This window comes from Haliscomenobacter sp. (genome assembly GCF_033763495.1).
GTDB lineage: Bacteria > Bacteroidota > Bacteroidia > Chitinophagales > Saprospiraceae > Haliscomenobacter.
This window is the reverse complement of the sequence record NZ_JANRKL010000210.1, coordinates 1-16,315: the sequence shown is the minus strand read 5'-3', so window position 1 is coordinate 16,315 and position 16,315 is coordinate 1. Positions and strand designations below refer to the sequence as shown.

At 46.2% G+C, this 16,315-nt stretch carries 18 protein-coding genes; 7 read left to right on the top strand and 11 right to left on the bottom strand.

From position 1 onward, the window contains the following. Window positions 1-83 precede the first annotated feature (83 nt). The 4 genes from SFV55_RS24900 to SFV55_RS24885 all read right to left on the bottom strand — a co-directional run bounded on the left by SFV55_RS24900 (window position 84) and on the right by SFV55_RS24885 (window position 5,753). Window positions 84-1,283 carry an amidohydrolase gene (locus SFV55_RS24900; RefSeq protein WP_320032285.1) on the bottom strand — a complete coding sequence of 400 codons (1,200 nt, stop codon included), beginning with the start codon at window positions 1,281-1,283 and terminating at the stop codon, window positions 84-86. A gap of 34 nt (window positions 1,284-1,317) precedes the next feature. Continuing rightward, entirely contained in the window at window positions 1,318-2,754 is a 1,437-nt protein-coding gene (locus SFV55_RS24895; protein WP_320032284.1) for a DASS family sodium-coupled anion symporter, read from the bottom strand. Window positions 2,755-2,819: 65 nt separating this feature from the next. Next, the gene (locus tag SFV55_RS24890) at window positions 2,820-3,188 is read right to left on the bottom strand and encodes a four helix bundle protein (RefSeq protein ID WP_320032283.1); all 369 of its coding nucleotides are present in this window, start codon (window positions 3,186-3,188) and stop codon (window positions 2,820-2,822) included. A 60-nt stretch (window positions 3,189-3,248) separates the two neighbouring features. Next, a complete protein-coding gene (locus tag SFV55_RS24885; RefSeq protein WP_320032282.1) occupies window positions 3,249-5,753 on the bottom strand; it encodes a S9 family peptidase in 2,505 nt (834 codons plus the stop codon). Window positions 5,754-6,012: 259 nt separating this feature from the next. Here SFV55_RS24885 and SFV55_RS24880 point away from each other — a divergent pair, with 259 nt between their 5' ends. Continuing rightward, window positions 6,013-6,369, top strand: coding sequence for a DoxX family protein (locus SFV55_RS24880; RefSeq protein ID WP_320032281.1), 357 nt, complete (start codon window positions 6,013-6,015; stop codon window positions 6,367-6,369). A gap of 144 nt (window positions 6,370-6,513) precedes the next feature. Beyond that, window positions 6,514-7,065: a DinB family protein gene (locus tag SFV55_RS24875; RefSeq protein ID WP_320032280.1), complete on the top strand. Its 552-nt coding sequence runs from the start codon at window positions 6,514-6,516 to the stop codon at window positions 7,063-7,065. Here SFV55_RS24875 and SFV55_RS24870 read toward each other — a convergent pair. Next, window positions 7,058-7,498 (bottom strand): DUF3592 domain-containing protein, encoded by a 441-nt coding sequence (locus tag SFV55_RS24870; RefSeq protein WP_320032279.1) that lies wholly within the window; start codon window positions 7,496-7,498, stop codon window positions 7,058-7,060. The genes SFV55_RS24875 and SFV55_RS24870 overlap by 8 nt on opposite strands. A 212-nt stretch (window positions 7,499-7,710) precedes the next feature. On the opposite strand from SFV55_RS24870, the gene SFV55_RS24865 reads away from it, so the two are divergent. From SFV55_RS24865 to SFV55_RS24845, 5 genes are all read left to right on the top strand, one after another. Continuing rightward, a complete protein-coding gene (locus SFV55_RS24865) occupies window positions 7,711-7,893 on the top strand; it encodes a hypothetical protein (protein WP_320032278.1) in 183 nt (60 codons plus the stop codon). A 16-nt stretch (window positions 7,894-7,909) separates the two neighbouring features. Continuing rightward, window positions 7,910-8,737 (top strand): type II CAAX endopeptidase family protein, encoded by an 828-nt coding sequence (locus tag SFV55_RS24860; protein ID WP_320032277.1) that lies wholly within the window; start codon window positions 7,910-7,912, stop codon window positions 8,735-8,737. 55 nt (window positions 8,738-8,792) lie between these two features. Beyond that, window positions 8,793-9,044 carry a hypothetical protein gene (locus tag SFV55_RS24855; protein WP_013764528.1) on the top strand — a complete coding sequence of 84 codons (252 nt, stop codon included), beginning with the start codon at window positions 8,793-8,795 and terminating at the stop codon, window positions 9,042-9,044. After that, window positions 9,026-9,340 (top strand): type II toxin-antitoxin system RelE/ParE family toxin, encoded by a 315-nt coding sequence (locus SFV55_RS24850; protein ID WP_320032276.1) that lies wholly within the window; start codon window positions 9,026-9,028, stop codon window positions 9,338-9,340. The genes SFV55_RS24855 and SFV55_RS24850 overlap by 19 nt, the downstream gene beginning before the upstream one ends. A 143-nt stretch (window positions 9,341-9,483) precedes the next feature. Beyond that, the gene (locus SFV55_RS24845) at window positions 9,484-11,355 is read left to right on the top strand and encodes a U32 family peptidase (RefSeq protein WP_320032275.1); all 1,872 of its coding nucleotides are present in this window, start codon (window positions 9,484-9,486) and stop codon (window positions 11,353-11,355) included. A 34-nt stretch (window positions 11,356-11,389) separates the two neighbouring features. On the opposite strand, the gene SFV55_RS24840 is transcribed toward SFV55_RS24845, so the two are convergent. The 6 genes from SFV55_RS24840 to SFV55_RS30295 all read right to left on the bottom strand — a co-directional run bounded on the left by SFV55_RS24840 (window position 11,390) and on the right by SFV55_RS30295 (window position 16,273). Next, complete coding sequence (locus SFV55_RS24840; RefSeq protein ID WP_413776739.1) at window positions 11,390-13,669, bottom strand: ATP-binding protein; 2,280 nt, start codon at window positions 13,667-13,669, stop codon at window positions 11,390-11,392. Then, on the bottom strand, window positions 13,659-14,273 hold the full coding sequence (locus SFV55_RS24835; protein ID WP_320032274.1) for a biliverdin-producing heme oxygenase: 615 nt from the start codon (window positions 14,271-14,273) through the stop codon (window positions 13,659-13,661). Before SFV55_RS24835 ends, SFV55_RS24840 begins: the two co-directional genes overlap by 11 nt. Before the next feature lie 25 nt (window positions 14,274-14,298). Further along, a complete protein-coding gene (locus tag SFV55_RS24830) occupies window positions 14,299-14,721 on the bottom strand; it encodes a response regulator (protein WP_320032273.1) in 423 nt (140 codons plus the stop codon). A gap of 46 nt (window positions 14,722-14,767) precedes the next feature. Continuing rightward, window positions 14,768-15,217, bottom strand: coding sequence for a response regulator (locus SFV55_RS24825; protein WP_320032272.1), 450 nt, complete (start codon window positions 15,215-15,217; stop codon window positions 14,768-14,770). A 425-nt stretch (window positions 15,218-15,642) separates the two neighbouring features. Then, window positions 15,643-16,152, bottom strand: coding sequence for a Fic family protein (locus tag SFV55_RS24820; RefSeq protein WP_413776738.1), 510 nt, complete (start codon window positions 16,150-16,152; stop codon window positions 15,643-15,645). 49 nt (window positions 16,153-16,201) lie between these two features. After that, complete coding sequence (locus SFV55_RS30295) at window positions 16,202-16,273, bottom strand: hypothetical protein (RefSeq protein WP_413776740.1); 72 nt, start codon at window positions 16,271-16,273, stop codon at window positions 16,202-16,204. Between the last annotated feature and the right edge of the window lie 42 nt (window positions 16,274-16,315).

Genomic DNA, 16,315 nt, shown 5'->3' with positions numbered 1-16,315 from the left:
GTGTGTCTTAAGTGCCTATGGTTTCTTAGGTGGTGAAATTATGTTTTTTACCACCTAAGAAACCATAGGCACTTAAGACACACTTAAGCAATAGTCTCCAACTCCTGCACCGCCAACCAGGCCATCAAGCCAGCCCCCACTTTCAAGGCCTCCTCATCAATATCAAAAGTATCCGAATGCACCGGAGAGGTAATACCCCGCTCCACATTGCCCGTTCCCAATCGATAAAAACAGGCTGGCATTTCTTGAGAGTAGTAGGAAAAATCCTCGGCAGTGAGGCGCACCGGAAGATCAACCACATTTTCAGCACCCAGATAGGATTCTGCAGATTGACGCATGCGCAAGGTCAGTGCTTCATCATTGAGCAAACAGGGGTAACCTACATCGATGAGGAAATCAATTTTGCCGCCCATACCTTCGATGAGGTGTTCGGCCATGTATTTCATGCGGCGGTGGGCCTCCTTGCGCCAGGTTTCGTCCATGGTGCGGAAGGTGCCTTCAATTTTTACCTCTTTAGGAATGATGTTGGTAGCCCCACCCGTGGAGTTGATTTTTCCAAAAGTCAATACTGTGGGCATAGTCGGGTCGTTGTTGCGGCTGACGATTTGCTGCAAAGCAGTGATCATGTGTGCCGCCAACAAAATGGGGTCAACACAGTCTTGAGGCATGGCTCCGTGGCCACCTTTCCCCGTGATGGTGATGTACAACTCGTCACAAGAGCCCATGTAGCGGCCTGGACGAAATCCCACTTTCCCGGCAGTCAAGGGTGGATGAACGTGTTGGCCTACGATGGCAGTTGGGCTGGGATTTTGCAAAACCCCTTCCTTGATCATCAAAGAAGCTCCGCCGGGCAAACGTTCTTCGGCAGGTTGAAAGATGAGTTTAACGGTGCCTTCCCAATCCTGGCGGGTTTCCTGCAAAATTTTTGCAGCACCCAGCAGTGAAGCGGTATGCACATCGTGCCCACAAGCGTGCATGACTCCCGGATTTTGAGATTTATAAGGCACCTCATTGGCCTCCAGGATTGGCAATGCGTCCATGTCGGCGCGTAAGGCGATGGTGTTTTTACCCGGGTTTCTGCCTTCAATCAAGGCTACCACCCCCGTGCCAGCTACCCCCACTTGATGCGGAATGCCCCATTGCTGCAATTGGGCAGCAACGTATTTTCCGGTTTCGTGTTCTTCAAAAGAGAGTTCGGGATTTTGGTGGATGTGCCGCCGCAAGGCTACAGTTTCAGGGTGATAAGCCTCGGCGAGTTGTTGAATCTTGTCCTTCAGTGTCATGGTGTCTACTCTTTTTCTGCCGCAAAGATACGGTCTAAAAAAACAGCGGAACCACCAATTTACCAAAGATCGTCATCAACACGATGGACAACAAGTTCAACCATACTCCCGCTCGCATCATCGTAGTGACCGTTAAATGCCCACTCGAAAACACAATTGCGTTGGGTGGCGTGGACATGGGCAGCATAAATCCACTACTTGCGGCCAAGGTTACGGGGATACACATCACTACCGGATCGATGTTCATGGCCTGGGCAACGGCACCAATGACCGGGATAAAAACCACTACCAAGGCCACATTGGACAACAATTCGGTTAAAAACACAGTAACCGTCACCAGCGCAAATAAAAACAGCCAGGAGCCGCCATTGCCACCAGCAAATTGTTGGCCGATCAGATCGATTAAACCGGTTGAAGACAAAGCGGCCGCCAAACTCAAGCCCCCGCCAAAGAGCAACAAAATGCCCCAGGGCAATTTTTCGGTATGTTTCCAGTCCAGCGCAAAAGTGTAATTTTTTAAGCTGATGGGCACCGCAAACAACATCAGCGCTGCACAAATGCCCACCACAGATTCTTCAATCACCAAACCCGGAAAGGCCTTTTCCAAGGGCAATTTAAAAATCCAACCTGCTGCGGCAAGTAGAAAGACCAAGGTGGTTCGTTTTTCTCCCGCACTCATGGGACCAAGTTTAGCCAATTCAGCATCCAAACGTGCTTTGGCTCCCTCAATTTTGCCCAAACGATTGGGGAATACCCAGCGTACAATGATCCAATAGCCGCCCAACAAGAGCAAAATGGCGTAAGGCACACCCACCGCCATCCATTGCCCAAAAGGGATTTGTTTGTCAAATAGCTCCTTCATCTGTGCCGCAAAAACCACGTTCGGTGGGGTGCCAATCAAGGTGCCAACGCCACCAATACTGGAAGCATAAGATACCCCCAACATCATTGAAATCGCAAAATTGCGCATCCCGGGTAGTGGATTCCCTTTTTCATCTTTTTGATTCACCAATTCAATCACGGACAGGGCCATTGGCAACATCATGATGGTCGTCGCTGTATTGCTGATCCACATACTGATCAGAGCGGTAGCCAGGAAAAAACCCAGGATGATGCCATTGGCATTGGAGCCGGTCATCCGCAGGATGTTCAGGGCGATGCGGCGGTGCAGGTTCCAACGTTCCATCGCCAGGGCAATGGTGAAGCCGCCCATGAACAGGTAAATGATGGGGTCGGAATAGGGCGCCATCGCGTCCTTGACTTTAGCTAAGCCCAAAAGGGGTTGGATGACCATCGGGAGCAGGGCGGTTACAGGGAGCGGGAGGGCCTCGGTGATGAACCAGCTGAGCATCCAGGCGGCCATGGCGATGGCTTTCCAGGCGGCGGGTTCCAAGCCTTCCGGCGGAGGAATAATCAAAAGTATGGTGAATAAGGCGGGGCCAAGTATAATTCCAATCTGTTTAATGTTCATGATGTTTTAGGTGTTTAAAAAATGATAAGTGATAAATGATGAGTGATGAATCGGGGTTGCCAAAATTAGTTTCCTTTTCGTTTAGCAGTGAGAATTGAGCTTCGAATTATTTTCATAATTTCTTCGGCATCTTTAATGACAGATTGAAACTCTTTTTCAGTGAGATAATCCGTAGCAGCAAGCAATTCCAGCCAGTACATCGTTTCCCCTATTTCTTTTTGAGCAATGCCTAGTTTATGAATAAAATCCTGTTTGGATTCCGCGTTCTCTGACTCTCGGATCATTGCCCCAGGGTTCGTTCCTGAGCGGAGTAATTGTTTACTCAGTGCAAATTCCTTTTTCTCATCAGTGAGATATCGATATATTTTCACTACTCGGATGGAAAAATTCATTGATTTTTCACGTAGGATTCCCCCTTTCTTCCTTTCTGACATAACCCTGAAATTTAGAGGCTACCACCAATTCATCACTCATCATTTATCATTCATCACTACTCATGGGCGTTTGTTGGTTTGTGCTTTGTCGCGATTCATCTGCAAAATATCCGTACTATCCTCATAATCCCCCAGCAAATGTTTACAAAAATAATCCGCCCGCAACCAGAAAAAGTACTCATTCATATCCGCATAACCGTGCCGTTGGCCAGGGAACACAAAGAAGTCGAAGCGTTTGTTGGCTTTGATCAAGGCATTGGCCATCCGAATGGTCAGGGCGGGATGCACGTTATTGTCGATGTCGCCCGTACAAATCAGCAGTTTACCCTTGAGGTTTTTGGCCAGTTCGGTGTTTTTGTCGATGTCGTATTCAAAAGTGATGTTGCCTTTGGCGTCTTTCACTTCTTTGACCCCATCGTGTTTTTCACTCCACCAGCGGTTGTAGATGTTGTTTTCGTGGTTGCCAGAGGAAGAAACCGCAACCTTGAAAAAATCGGGATACACCAACATCGCGGCCGTTGACATAAAGCCACCCCCGGAGTGTCCAAAGATGCCCACTTTGTCGATGTCGATGTACTTGTGGCGGTCGGCCAGTTGTTCAGCGGCTACTTTTTTGTCTTCGAGGCCGTAGTCGCGCAGGTTGCCGTAGCCATAGTTGTGGTACCACTTGGAGCGGCTGGGGTGCCCACCCCGGTTGCCAATGGTGATCACGATGAAACCCAGTTGCGCCTGCCGATCGGTGCGATCCATACCTGCGGAAAAGGCTTTGTTCACTGCCTCGGTTTGTGGGCCAGGGTAAACGTATTCGAGGAGGGGATATTGGAGCGTGGAGTCAAAATCAAAAGGTTTGTACATCACCCCATACAGGTCGGTGATGCCGTCGGCAGCTTTGACCACGAAGGGCTCCGGGAATTTGTAGCCTGCGGCAAAAAGTTGGGACAAATCGGCCGTTTCCAGGTCCATCAGCTTGGTGCCCAGATTGTCCAGCAATTCCGACTTTGGCGTGGTGTTGACCCGGGAATAATTGTTGACAAAATAGGTGTTCGCGTCGTTGTTGGAAGTGGTGTGGTTGAAATCCCCTTTGCTCAGCAATTTTAGCCCCGTCCCGTCAAAATTGACGCGGTACAAGTGGGTCAAATAAGGGTCTTCACCCGGCTCCCGACCATTGGCCAGGAAGTACAAGACCCGGTTTTTGCTGTCAATCCCTTCGATGCTTTCGCAGTGGTAAGGGCCGGAAGTGATCTGGTTTTTCAGCTTGCCCGTTTTGTCGTGCAGGTAAAAATGCGCCCAACCATCGCGTTCCGACCAGTGGATGTATTCTTCACCGTTGTTGACGAGGCCCAGTGGGCGGGTTTCGACGTAGGTGTTCAGGCGTTCTTCGATCAGGTTTTTGGACACGCCAGTTTTGGTATCGGCCACACAGATATCAATATGTTTGAGATCGCGGCTGGTGCGGCTGAAGTACAGTTGATCCGAGTTAGGAGCGAGCCACAAGTTGGGTTGGTGGTCGTCATCGCGGTTTTTGGCCAGGCGTGGTGCGCGCATGAGGTTCAAATCATGGTCTTTCATGGTTGTGTCCGCGGCTACCTTGACCAGGGCCTTGGAAGGAAAATCTACAATCCAAATTTCCTGCTGGGGTGCTTCCTTTTCGCCGGGCATGTGGTATTTGTAGGTTTCGAGGGTAGGGCGTGGCTCGGCGATGGAGTTGATCACCCAGAGGTCTTTGACCTTGCGGTTGTCGTTGCGCACCAGCGCGAACTTTTTGGAATCGGGAGAAAACAGGACGCTGGCCCCCTGGCGTTTGCCTTTGTTTTTTTCCTTCTCCAGATCGGTTTGGCCAAACATACCACTGTGGTAGCCATAATGCTCCTGGCCGTCGGTGGTCAACTGGGTTTCCACGATGGTGGAGTCCTTCTCCTTTTTCACCGCCTTCAGGAAATTGGCCTTGTCCATCCAGTAGAGGTTGTAGTTTTTGGAAAAAACCACGTAGGAGGAATCGGGCGCAATGCTGGCCCAGGTGGGTTTGTCCTTGGGCTTTTTGTAGTCTTCGAGGAGTTTGAGCACACCGGTGTTGAGGTCGTATTCGAAGTAAAAGGTGCGCTTGACTTTTTTGGGGGGCGCGTCGGATTTTTTTTCCTTCATGTCGTCCTCCATATCGTCCTTTTTTTCGTCCTCTTCGGCCAGCTTACTTTTTACCTCAAAACGAATGGCGGCTTCTTTGTTGATGAACTTGAGGTTGACGATGTCGAGGTGCTGGGCATCGAAAGGATCACCAGTAAGGCGGGACATATCGGCGGCCATTTTTACATTGTCAAACAGCAGTTTTTTGAGCTTTTTGGCGGGATCCACCAGGTAGTAGCTGCGGCCTTGACTGGTTTCGTACATGTACCAGAATCGTTCGGATTCTTTGAGCCAGTGCGGGCTTACGCTGGTAGAAAAGACCATTTTTTCCACCTTGGGTTGGGAAAAACGGGCGGCCAGGTCATAATTGGCTTTGGGTTTGTTTTGGGCCATGCCCAAAGTGGTTGAACCCAAAACGAGTAGGGCAATAACGAGTTTTTTCATGCTAGTCCAAAATTTTGCTTGGAAGATAGGCAAAAGCTGGAAAATGGAAAGGAGGGGAGGGGATATGGTGATTTTTTGAAGACGGAGGGCGAATTTGAACCGAATATACAAATCAATAAATCTCTTTTACCCCTTCCAGTTAAGCAGAAAGTATTTTCTTTGGAGAAACTATTTCCCATTCAGATCAGCGCGTAACTAAACCTGATTTACAAATAGCATAAAAAAGAAGGGATTAACCCCCTGAACAAAACTCTGCTGTATGGAAACAACAATCTGGATTTTGAAAGGGGCAATTGCCCTACTTTTTGCCTTTATAGGGTTGAGCAAGCTGTTTTTGCCCAAGGCAAAACTTTTGGACATGGGCATGAAAGGCTTATTGGAACTCAGCCAGGAACAAATCAAGGCTGCAGGCTTCCTGGAATTTTTGGGTACAGTAGGCCTGATCTTGCCTTCACTACTGAATATTTACCCCATTTTGTCGGGTATTGCAGCCTTATGCCTGGGTCTGACCATGATTGTAGCGGGGGCGATTAATTTCCGACTCAAACTGCCTGTTGTTCCGAATGTGCTTATTTTTGGCATCTGCGTTTTTATAGCAGTTTGGGAATTGATGTGATGTGACGCATATGCATTTGGGGTAGTTTTACAATGAACTCAGCTTGTCTCCCCACTAATTTTGTGTCTCGACTCAATGCTCGTCTACCTATGCTGCAGGGAAAACGAGTAAAGTTACCATATTTGGAAGCTAAAAAACTCAAGTATGAATTGGCTTGCAGAAATCGATCAGTTAAGCAATGCATTTTTGCTCAAATTCAAGAATTTAACTGAAGCAGAACTGAATTGGAAACCCAATCCAAACGCCTGGAGCATCGCTCAACACATCGAGCATTTGATCGTCATCAACCAGACTTATTTTCCGGTTTTGGTAGCGCTCAAAGCGGGTACCTACCAACTGCCCTGTACCGCGAAGTTTGGATTTTTGGTACGCTTTTTTGGCAAGGTAGTACTGAATGCGGTGAAGCCCGGACAAAAAAAGAAGACCAAGACCTTCCCCATTTGGGAGCCTTCGACCTCCAAGATCGCTGGCGATATCCTGGATCGGTTCAAAGTGCACCAGGAGGAGTTGAAAGCGCAAATTGCAGCTTCGGAGGATTTATTGAAAAAAGGTGCCATCATCTCCTCGCCCGCCAGTAGTACTATCGTATATCGGCTTGAAACAGCCTTTGACATCATTGTAACCCATGAATACCGGCATCTGGAGCACGCCGATGGGGTTTTAAAACAGCTACAGCAGCAAAATAAGGTCAACTGAATTGACCCCTTTTGACCATATACCCCACCGAAACAAAAAAGAGCCCAAAAACACCCGACAAAATCGTATTGGTCCACATCCTTATCGACTTCAACAAAACCTGATCTTGCCAATACCACAACGGTACTTGCTCGCCCACCTTGTAAAGCGCGGGGGAGGAGTAAATATTGGATTCGTAACTTTTGGTGGAACCAGTGGCATCTTTGTATTCCACAACCAATGCATAGGACCTGGTACTTTTGAATCCAGCGGGGGCAACTTTTAGGTCGGTGACGAGGCCAGAGGTGGAAGTGCCTGCAAGCATGATCAATGCTTTTTGCGTAGCACCCCAGGCGAATAATAGCAGGAATACGAGGCTTAAGGAGGTCAGGACGAGGATGATTGTGGGTTTGAAGTCCTGCTTTGTTTGATTGTTTTTGGTGTGTTTGTGCATAAAGTTTTTTGTGTTTCAACATACAACGAATTGGAAGTTAAGCAAATTTTCGGGCTTGGAGTTTGTGTAGCTAAGGACTGATTCGTTCACTGGTTTGCGTCTATTCTTCCACTCAAGGTACAACCACAAAAAAATCACCCCCACCACTGATTTTAGTTTTTTCAACCCAACAACAAACCCCAACAACTTGAGGCATCAAATTCCTCAAAACCATGAAAGAACAAATTCAACGCCATGCCTCCGGCAACCCGGTTTATGGGATGGGCTTCGTCGGCGCGCTTATCTACTACATTTCCCACGCCACAAGCTTCTGGATGGGCGTTTTAGGGATATTAAAGGCCATTTTTTGGCCCGGATTTTTGGTGTATGAAGCCCTTAAAGCATTAGGTATGTAGCCATTTGAATATGAAAATGAGATCATTACCCATCTTTTTCCTACTCGCCTACACGATTTCCTGGCTGCTGTGGTCACCGCTGTGGCTGCCGTTCTTTGGCGTAGAGGCAAAGGCTTTTTTACCCTATCAACATGGGTTTGGTGGCCTTGGCCCCATGTTGGCCGCCTTCCTCAGCAGCGCCCTTTTCGAGGGCAAAGCCGGGCTGCAACTGCTCTGGAAGCGTCTTTTCCAATGGAGGCCATTGGTTTGGACGGCGATTGCCATTTTCCTGCCTTTCGTTTTCGCCTTGCTCGGTGGCCTGATGGCTCGTTTTTCGGACGGCGCTTACCCTGATTTTTCCAAAATGGGTAGGAGTGGAGAGTTCCCGGAATTGAACATCGTGGGCTTCTTGCTTTACAACCTTATTTTTTTCGGTTACGGCGAAGAGGTCGGCTGGCGGGGTTTTGCACTGCCTCGTTTGCAGGAAAAACACAGCGCCTTGGCTGCCACCCTGCTATTGTCGGTGTTTTGGGCGGGCTGGCACCTGCCGCTATTTGCCTATCGGCCAGGCTACACTTCGATGGATATGGCGGGAGCTGCTGGGTGGTTTTTTAGCATTGTGGCGGGCGGGGTGTTGTTTACCTGGTTGTTTAATGGCTCGCGGGGTAGTCTTCTGGTTTGTGCCCTGTTTCATGCCCTTACCGACGTGGTTTTCCTATGCGACTACGGCAATGAAAACATGATGCAATACATTGGGATGCTCGTGACGCTTTGGGGTGTGCTGGTGTTGCTGATTTGGGGCTGGCGGAACCTGGCACGGGGCGAACGAGTGAGTAGCACTTCGTTAGATATCGAAAAAGGCTAATCTTAGCGCTTGAAATTATGTAGATTAATGGTTATTTTTACAGAAATATTTTCAGATGGTTACCTATCAAGTTCAAATTCCTGAGTCAAATCAGGCAGCGTTTATGGATATCATTAAATCGCTCCAAAGCCTTGGTGTAATATCTTCTTTTTCTATTTCCGAATCGCTGGCACATCCTGGAGAGCCCGTAGCAATCAACAGCCTTTTAGAGATGCTACAATCGGCTGAGAAACAGGCTGAGGATGGAACAGTGGTACCCGCAGATCAAGTGATTGAATTTATGAAATCATGGCGGGAAAGAAAGTAGAGTGGACAGCCAACGCACTAGCAATGGTAAGCGATATTTACGATTATTTAGAAGATCAGGCTGGCGATGATGTTGCCTCTGATTACATCGACACTTTACTCGAATATGGCAATAGTTTGGATGAAAAATCTGAACATTTCTCTTTTTGTAGACATCCCAAACTTCAGGAGAAGGGCTATAGATGTGCTCAATTTCGCAAAACTTATGTGGTCATTTATAAAGAGGATGCACTGAAAGTAAGCATCTTGGCCGTTATTCACGTCAAACGTAGTCCGGAAATTTTTGGGGACATTTGAACTCTTCTTTGAATGAATCATCCGCTGGACTAAATCTACCCCCTTCTCCTAAACAATCCACCAAAGTTGATCCACCAAACATTTACTAATTTTTGTAATTTTGCACCTCATCCGAAATAGCAGTAAGAAACGAGGCGCACCCAATGAGCAGAAAGATCGAAATCCTGGCTCCGGCCAAAAATTTATATCAAGGCATGGCCGCCGTCAACGCGGGCGCAGATGCCGTGTACATTGGCGCACCCTTGTTTGGTGCCCGTACCAATGCCACCAACTCCCTGGAGGACATCGCCGAGATGGTCAGGTACGCCCACTTATTCAAAGCCAAGGTGCTGGTGACCCTCAATACCATTTTGTACGAAAATGAGCTGGAGCCTTGCCGGCAACTCATCTGGGAATTGTACCACATCGGCGTGGATGCCATCATCGTGCAGGACATGGGCATCCTCGAAATGGAACTGCCACCCATCGCCATCCACGCCAGCACCCAGGCCAACAATCGGGATGCAGGCCACGTGAAATTCCTGGCCGATGCGGGCATCAAAAGGGTGGTACTGGCCCGGGAACTGAACCTGGACCAAATCCGCGAAATCCACGAAGCCTCGGATGTAGAACTGGAGTTTTTTGTGACCGGCGCACTGTGTGTTTCCTTCAGTGGCAACTGCTACATGAGCATTGCCAACGGCGAACGTTCGGCCAACCGCGGCTCCTGTGCTCAAAACTGCCGCCTGCCATACCAACTGATCGACGGCAATGGCAACACCCTCATCGAAAGCAGCCACTTGTTGTCGATCAAGGATTTGGACTTGAGCGATGAGTTGCCCAATTTGATTCAGGCGGGCATTTCCTCCTTCAAAATTGAAGGCCGCTTGAAAGACATTGTGTACGTCAAAAACAATACCTCCTACCTGCGCCAAAGACTGGATGCCTTCCTGGAAGCCCATCCCGAGCAATATCAAAAAGCCTCTTCGGGCCGCACCTTCTACAATTTTGAACCGGGTCTGGATCGCAGTTTCAACCGGGGTTATACCGATTATTTTGTCAACCAGCGCCACAGTAAAATCGGCTCCTGGGAAAGTCCCAAATCCAAAGGGCAGTACATCGGCAAGCTGCTGGAGCAAAAAGCGAATGGCTACCTGATCGAAAACTACGAGTTGCTGAACAACGGCGACGGCCTCTACTTCCTCAACGAGCAGGGCGTGGCCGATGGCGTGCAGGTCAACATCATTGTCAACGACATTGTGGTGCCCAATACCTTGAAGCCTCTGCCCGTGGGCACAGAAATTTACCGCAACCACGACGCCGAGTTCAACCGCATGCTGGAGAATGAAAACAGCGCGGTGCGGAAAATTGGGGTGAAAATGCAGTTCAGCGAAACGGAAACGGGCTTTGCACTGCGGGTAGTAGATGAGGACGGCCACGAGCATGTAGCCAGCTTTGACGCACCCAAAGAGCTCGCCAAAAACGCTGAGGGCCTGATCGACAACATCAAAAAGAACCTCGGCAAAACGGGGAATACCCCTTTTATGGCCGATGAGATTGAAGTAGATTTTTCGCAAAACTGGTTTTTGCCCAACTCAAAGGTGAATGAAATCCGCCGTGCTGCTCTGGAGGAATTGGCGGAAATCCGCATCCGGGATTACCAGCGGGAAGAGCAGCAGATCGTCAAAACAGATCACCTTTATCCGGTGCAACAACTGGATTTTACCTACAACGTATCGAATAAACTGGCCCGGGCATTTTACCATCGCCACGGGGTGACCGACATTGAAAAGGCCTTTGAATTGCAGTGGGACCCGGGCAAATCGCGGGTGATGGTGACCAAATATTGTGTGAAGTACGAACTGGGCAAATGCCCCCGCTACCAACGCGCAACCATGGGCACCAAAGTGGCCGAACCCCTTACCCTGAAACACGGGGAGGTGGAGTACAAGCTGAAGTTCAATTGTAAACCTTGTGAGATGGAGATTTGGGAGAAGGATGCGGAATTGGTGCTGGAGGAGGATGGGATGGATTGAGCCGTTCGGTTAAATATTTTCGGCCTTAATAGTTTTATCCTGCGGGGAGATAGATGTCAAACTGCGCCCCTTTGTTCAATTCGCCTGTGGCTGTGATGGTTCCGTTGTGATTCTCTACAATTTTTTTGCTAATGGCAAGTCCAATGCCGGACCCCATGTATTGGTTGGTGTTCAGTCGGTTAAACACTTTGAAAATATCGTTTTTGAAAGTGTTGTTAAAACCAATGCCATTGTCAGCAAAAGTAAGTTTAAACCAATGTTTTGGCGGTTCACCGGCAATGGTTACAGGTTCTGTAGTAAATTTTATGCAACTTATTTTTATAATGACGGGTTCATCCTGCTTTGCAAATTTGATGGCATTGCTGATGATGTTTACAAACAATTGGTGCAGATGAAAGTTAATCCCGTTTACAGTAGGCAAATCGCTTAGATCAATCGTTGCACCATTCTCTTCAAGTTCCTCTTTTAGATCCATGATCACCTCTTTCATCACACCATTCAAATCCACCTTCTCAAATCTTGCACTGTCATGCATTAGGCTGGAGTAAGAAACCAAGGCTTCAATAAGCCGCTGCATTTTGGCGGCAGAAGTTTGCATACGCACAATATTTGAACTTACGATATCTGGAATTTCATTGCTGTATTTTTCTAAAATAATGGAAGCATACATCTGGATTTTTCGTAAAGGTTCTTTTAAATCATGGGTGCTGATCCAGTTCATATTGGCCAGTTCATCATTGGACTTTTGCAGTTTTTCATTGAGGCTGCGGTATTTTTCTTCTTCTGCTATTAAATCAGTCAGGTGCAATTGTCTTTGTACAACCAGTGATATTGCTTCAGCAGCATTTAATTCGGGCCTTTGCCATTCAGTGCTTTGGTATTTTACCGATTCACTCCAGGCCGCAAATGATTTTCGGGGTGTAATCAAATTATTTTTGTTGTCCAAAAACATGGCTTTAGTGGGATCGCCTCCCCATAGTTTGGTTGTTTGTATCTCGCGCCGCATCCACAGTATCGCATTGCCCGGCGATATGCTAAGCTGCTGGTAACAAATTCCTGCCACACTATTGCTCATGGCTTTGGCTGGCAAATAATAATCAGCAAACCTGGTTGTATTAAAATTTTTATTTTTTATGTTTTTTAAAAGCCATTCTACCATCAACTGCATTTCTTCTTTTGCCGGAACTACGCCGGAAGTAAAGAAATTGCCTTTATGTATTATCGCAAGACCGTCTGCATGCAAAAGGTTTTTTAACAATTGAAATGTTGTTTCATTGCCGATGATGCTCTGTTTTTTGGTGAAATGCTCGTTCAGCTCCTGCAGCCTTTTATTGGTCTCTTTGCTGATCTCAAATTCATCAGCTACTTGCCGCACTTCAATTTGAGATTGGAGAAAAATGGCCTGCAAATGTGCCACAAGCCTGGCATGATAAGGAACATATTTCGGGGTGTCGTGATGACAGGATATCAGCCCCCACAATTTTTTATTGTGAATCAATGAGATGCTGAATGAAGCGGCCACACCCATATTTTTTAGGTATTGGATGTGAATGGGCGACACTGAACGCAAAAAAGAAAGACTAAGGTCTAAGGTAATTGCTGCCCCAGCTTCTTCTTCCAATGCATACAAAGGTACAGGCTCATACCCTACGTCGGTTATCATCCTGATGTGATTGCGTAAATAAAGTTCGCGTGCTTGTACGGGTATATCGGTATGGGGATAATGCAGTCCAAAAAATGGTTCCAAGTCTTCACGTTTACTCTCGGCATACACTTCGCCATTAAAATCTTTGTCAAAACGGTAGATCATCACCCGGTCGTAACCGGTGATCAATTTAGTTTCATTGGCAATGTCCTGGCAAAGATTCTTCAGGTTATCCGACCTTTCGGTATGATAGGCAAAACGTTTGGTTTGTATGTACAGTTCGGGCAAGTAGCTATGTTCCTCCGCAAAAGGTTCCATCTCTAATACAACGGTGTCAGCGCTTTTATGTGCAGAGGTACTATAGAGTTTTCCATGTAGTGAAAAAACAAAAGGGCGATCCATTTCACTACCGTCAGATTTGTATTGGGCCGTAAAGGTGTTTATTTCTTCCTTATCAAAAAACAGGTTTAAGTTTTTGCCCAATATTTCATTCAGGGGCAACTGAAAATAGATTTCGCAATTTTTACTTGCAAAAACAATGGAATAATCGACCATTTTTACAGCAATTAAAAAACCATGGGGCTGTATGCTGCCGGGTATATGGATTGGTTCGCTTTCGCAATTGGTTAAGGTTACTTCATGGTCGGGCACTAGGTTTTTAATTTTCATTTTCGGCAAGTTGATATGAATAGTCTGATAAACAATTATTCAACAGCGCAAATGTGTTTACAGCACTTTCAATGATTTCGTCTTCATTGTTGTTGCTTGCAGCTGCTTCACAAAGCAATTGCAAAAAACTTTTCCACATGGTGCTGGTTTGACTGGCATAAGCGCTTAGATAAGTTGTTTTTCCGGTAACTGCAGTACCCAAAACTTTTGACAGGTGTTTGCTGATGATTTGCCCGCCAAGTGTAGAACCTTCCAGCACATACATGCCCCCAAATGCAGCAGCGGCTGTTGGGTAATGGGTGCTGAATAGTTCATCACTAACATAAGGCTGTGCGGCAGTTTGATTCAGCATGGCAAGGTCAGCTTGGATAAAGTGTGATTTGCTTCTTTCATTCAGTTGGAGCAATGGATTGTGCTTTAATATTGGAAACACCATCTTTTCAAAACCATGTACAAAGCCATACAGACTTTTAAGGTAGTAAGCATACTGAACAATAGTGACCTCCTCACTAATCAATAATTGTGAAGCACTGTTTTGCTCTATCAACTGGTGGCTGTTTGCCGTTTTGCTTCGTAGGCGCTGTAAAAAAATGGCTGACTCCAAGTGCTGCTGTTTTAAAAATTTGATTTTAATAACTCGCTTGTTTTAAGCTTTCCCAATTGTTGATCAGGCATTTTTCCACCATGTTTTTAAATTGGGTGTAGCTGGTGGGTTTGGAAAGGTATAAGTCCGCTCCGCCTTTATATGCCTTTTCTATATGTTGCGGTTGAGCTGAAGTGGACAGTACAAAAATTTTAATGCTGTTCCATTTTTCATTGCCCCTGATTTCACGCAGACATTCGAAACCGTTTTTATAAGGCATGTTCAAATCAAGAAAAATCATTTCGGGCAGAGTGGTTGCCTGGTTTAAAAAAGCCATCAACAAATTACCGTCTGTTGCTACTGTAACAGGGATATTGTGGTTCAATTCAGCTAAAACAGTTTTAAAAAGGTGTATATCATCTTCATCATCCTCGGCAAGCAGTACATTATTGAGTTGGATTTCGCACATTTCTTATTGCAAGATTAGTTTATGCGTTAAATAATTAGTAAAAACATTACTTGTTTTGCTGGTGAATGATATTTTTTTCTACTATTCTGTTGAGTGTCGTTTCAATAAGGTTTTTCAGTTGGTTAAAACTTTCGGGCTTTCGAATAAAACCATCGGCACCGATTCTTTCAAGTGTGTTGATCAGGTGCTGTTCAAAATGAATGCAACTGGTAAATGAACAGGTAAACATCACCACCTGTAACTTATTGAATTTTGCATTTTCTTTTATCTCAACCAGGCATTCAACCCCTGTTTTGCAAGGCATACTTAAATCCAAAAAAAGGATATCGGTGCTGTTGGCATTGCCCGAATTGGCACTAAGGTATTCCATGAGTTGCTCGCCGTCCCTGACGGTAGTGAGTCTAGTGGAAATAGGTAGTTCGAATAGTGCTTTTTCAAAGAAAACCTGGTCGTCCAAATCGTCTTCAGCAAGTAGTATATTAAGTGGGCTATTCATTTGGCTTTTTTACACTGCGACTTACTTCCGTAAAATATTTTTTCATGAAGTTGACAACCGAATTTAATTGATGCAATTGCCTAAAAGTACAGTGTTTACTAAAAAAGGTTGTTACATGCTTTTTGCAAAAAGTTACATAATTCACAGATTGGGTCAGTAGGTCAGGAAATAGCCGATTAAAATGTTCGCAGTTTGTCTTTGAGTGAAGGAAATCGCAGACGGTTTTCTCTGGTAGAATTGGCGCAGTGGGTTGATAAATTTTGTGAGATGGATATTTGGGAGAAGGACGCGGAATTGGTGCTGGAGGAGGATGGGATGGAGGGATTTTGAGCCAGTATGAGCCAGTAATTTGCATTTTTGAGCCAGTATGAGCCGATTTGAGCCAATTTTGAGCCAATTTTATCGGCTTGGGCACTTTGTTATGGTCATTTCTGTTTGATGATGTAAATGGTGCCTTTGCTTTCTCCCAACTTTTCTATTGCCAGCTCTTTGACTAAATATTGCAAATCCTTTCTGAGTGAAGCGATCGAATATTGACTCAAATGCTTTGAAATATCGCTTATTTTGACCGGCTGATTGTTTTGAATATACGTTAAAACGTCGCGTTGCCGATCGTTTAAGTAGCCGCCAAGCTGCTTGAAATCAACTACTTTTCGTTCTAATTTATTGATCAACTCCAATAAGCAGTCGAAAAAAAACAATAACCAGCGGTCAATCCTTTCGCTTGCGCTGTATCGGTCTTTTTGACCTTCCATCAAAGCCTGATAATAGTCTGTTTTTTTGCCCTCAACGATGTGTTCCAGCGACACATACTGTACAAATTTATAGTCCGCATTCAGCAACAATAAGTTCGTCAGCAGCCTTGATAATCTTCCGTTTCCATCCTGGTAGGGGTGGATGGATAAAAACTCATACACAAAAGTACCGATGACCATCAATGGGTGTATTGCTTTTGATGCGTATCCCTCTGGGCAAGTACACCCACTAATCGATTTTCCAGCGATGCGGCAATAGTTCTTCAAGCCTGTTGATGGGGTGTGAAGGCAGTCTGCACAAGATATCATTGAGATAAGCTGATGGGTTGATATTGTGCTGTGC

Coding starts and splice junctions, on each gene's coding strand:
- SFV55_RS24900 (WP_320032285.1), bottom strand. CDS start 1,283: ATGACACTGAAGGACAAGATTCAACAACTCGCCGAGGCTTATCACCCT.
- SFV55_RS24855 (WP_013764528.1), top strand. CDS start 8,793: ATGGTTACCTATCAAGTTCAAATTCCTGAGTCAAATCAGGCAGCGTTT.
- SFV55_RS24865 (WP_320032278.1), top strand. CDS start 7,711: ATGAAAGAACAAATTCAACGCCATGCCTCCGGCAACCCGGTTTATGGG.
- SFV55_RS24850 (WP_320032276.1), top strand. CDS start 9,026: ATGGCGGGAAAGAAAGTAGAGTGGACAGCCAACGCACTAGCAATGGTA.
- SFV55_RS24840 (WP_413776739.1), bottom strand. CDS start 13,669: ATGAAAATTAAAAACCTAGTGCCCGACCATGAAGTAACCTTAACCAAT.
- SFV55_RS24875 (WP_320032280.1), top strand. CDS start 6,514: ATGAATTGGCTTGCAGAAATCGATCAGTTAAGCAATGCATTTTTGCTC.
- SFV55_RS24825 (WP_320032272.1), bottom strand. CDS start 15,217: ATGAATAGCCCACTTAATATACTACTTGCTGAAGACGATTTGGACGAC.
- SFV55_RS24860 (WP_320032277.1), top strand. CDS start 7,910: ATGAGATCATTACCCATCTTTTTCCTACTCGCCTACACGATTTCCTGG.
- SFV55_RS24870 (WP_320032279.1), bottom strand. CDS start 7,498: ATGCACAAACACACCAAAAACAATCAAACAAAGCAGGACTTCAAACCC.
- SFV55_RS24830 (WP_320032273.1), bottom strand. CDS start 14,721: ATGTGCGAAATCCAACTCAATAATGTACTGCTTGCCGAGGATGATGAA.
- SFV55_RS24895 (WP_320032284.1), bottom strand. CDS start 2,754: ATGAACATTAAACAGATTGGAATTATACTTGGCCCCGCCTTATTCACC.
- SFV55_RS24880 (WP_320032281.1), top strand. CDS start 6,013: ATGGAAACAACAATCTGGATTTTGAAAGGGGCAATTGCCCTACTTTTT.
- SFV55_RS24820 (WP_413776738.1), bottom strand. CDS start 16,152: ATGGTCATCGGTACTTTTGTGTATGAGTTTTTATCCATCCACCCCTAC.
- SFV55_RS24845 (WP_320032275.1), top strand. CDS start 9,484: ATGAGCAGAAAGATCGAAATCCTGGCTCCGGCCAAAAATTTATATCAA.
- SFV55_RS24890 (WP_320032283.1), bottom strand. CDS start 3,188: ATGTCAGAAAGGAAGAAAGGGGGAATCCTACGTGAAAAATCAATGAAT.
- SFV55_RS24885 (WP_320032282.1), bottom strand. CDS start 5,753: ATGAAAAAACTCGTTATTGCCCTACTCGTTTTGGGTTCAACCACTTTG.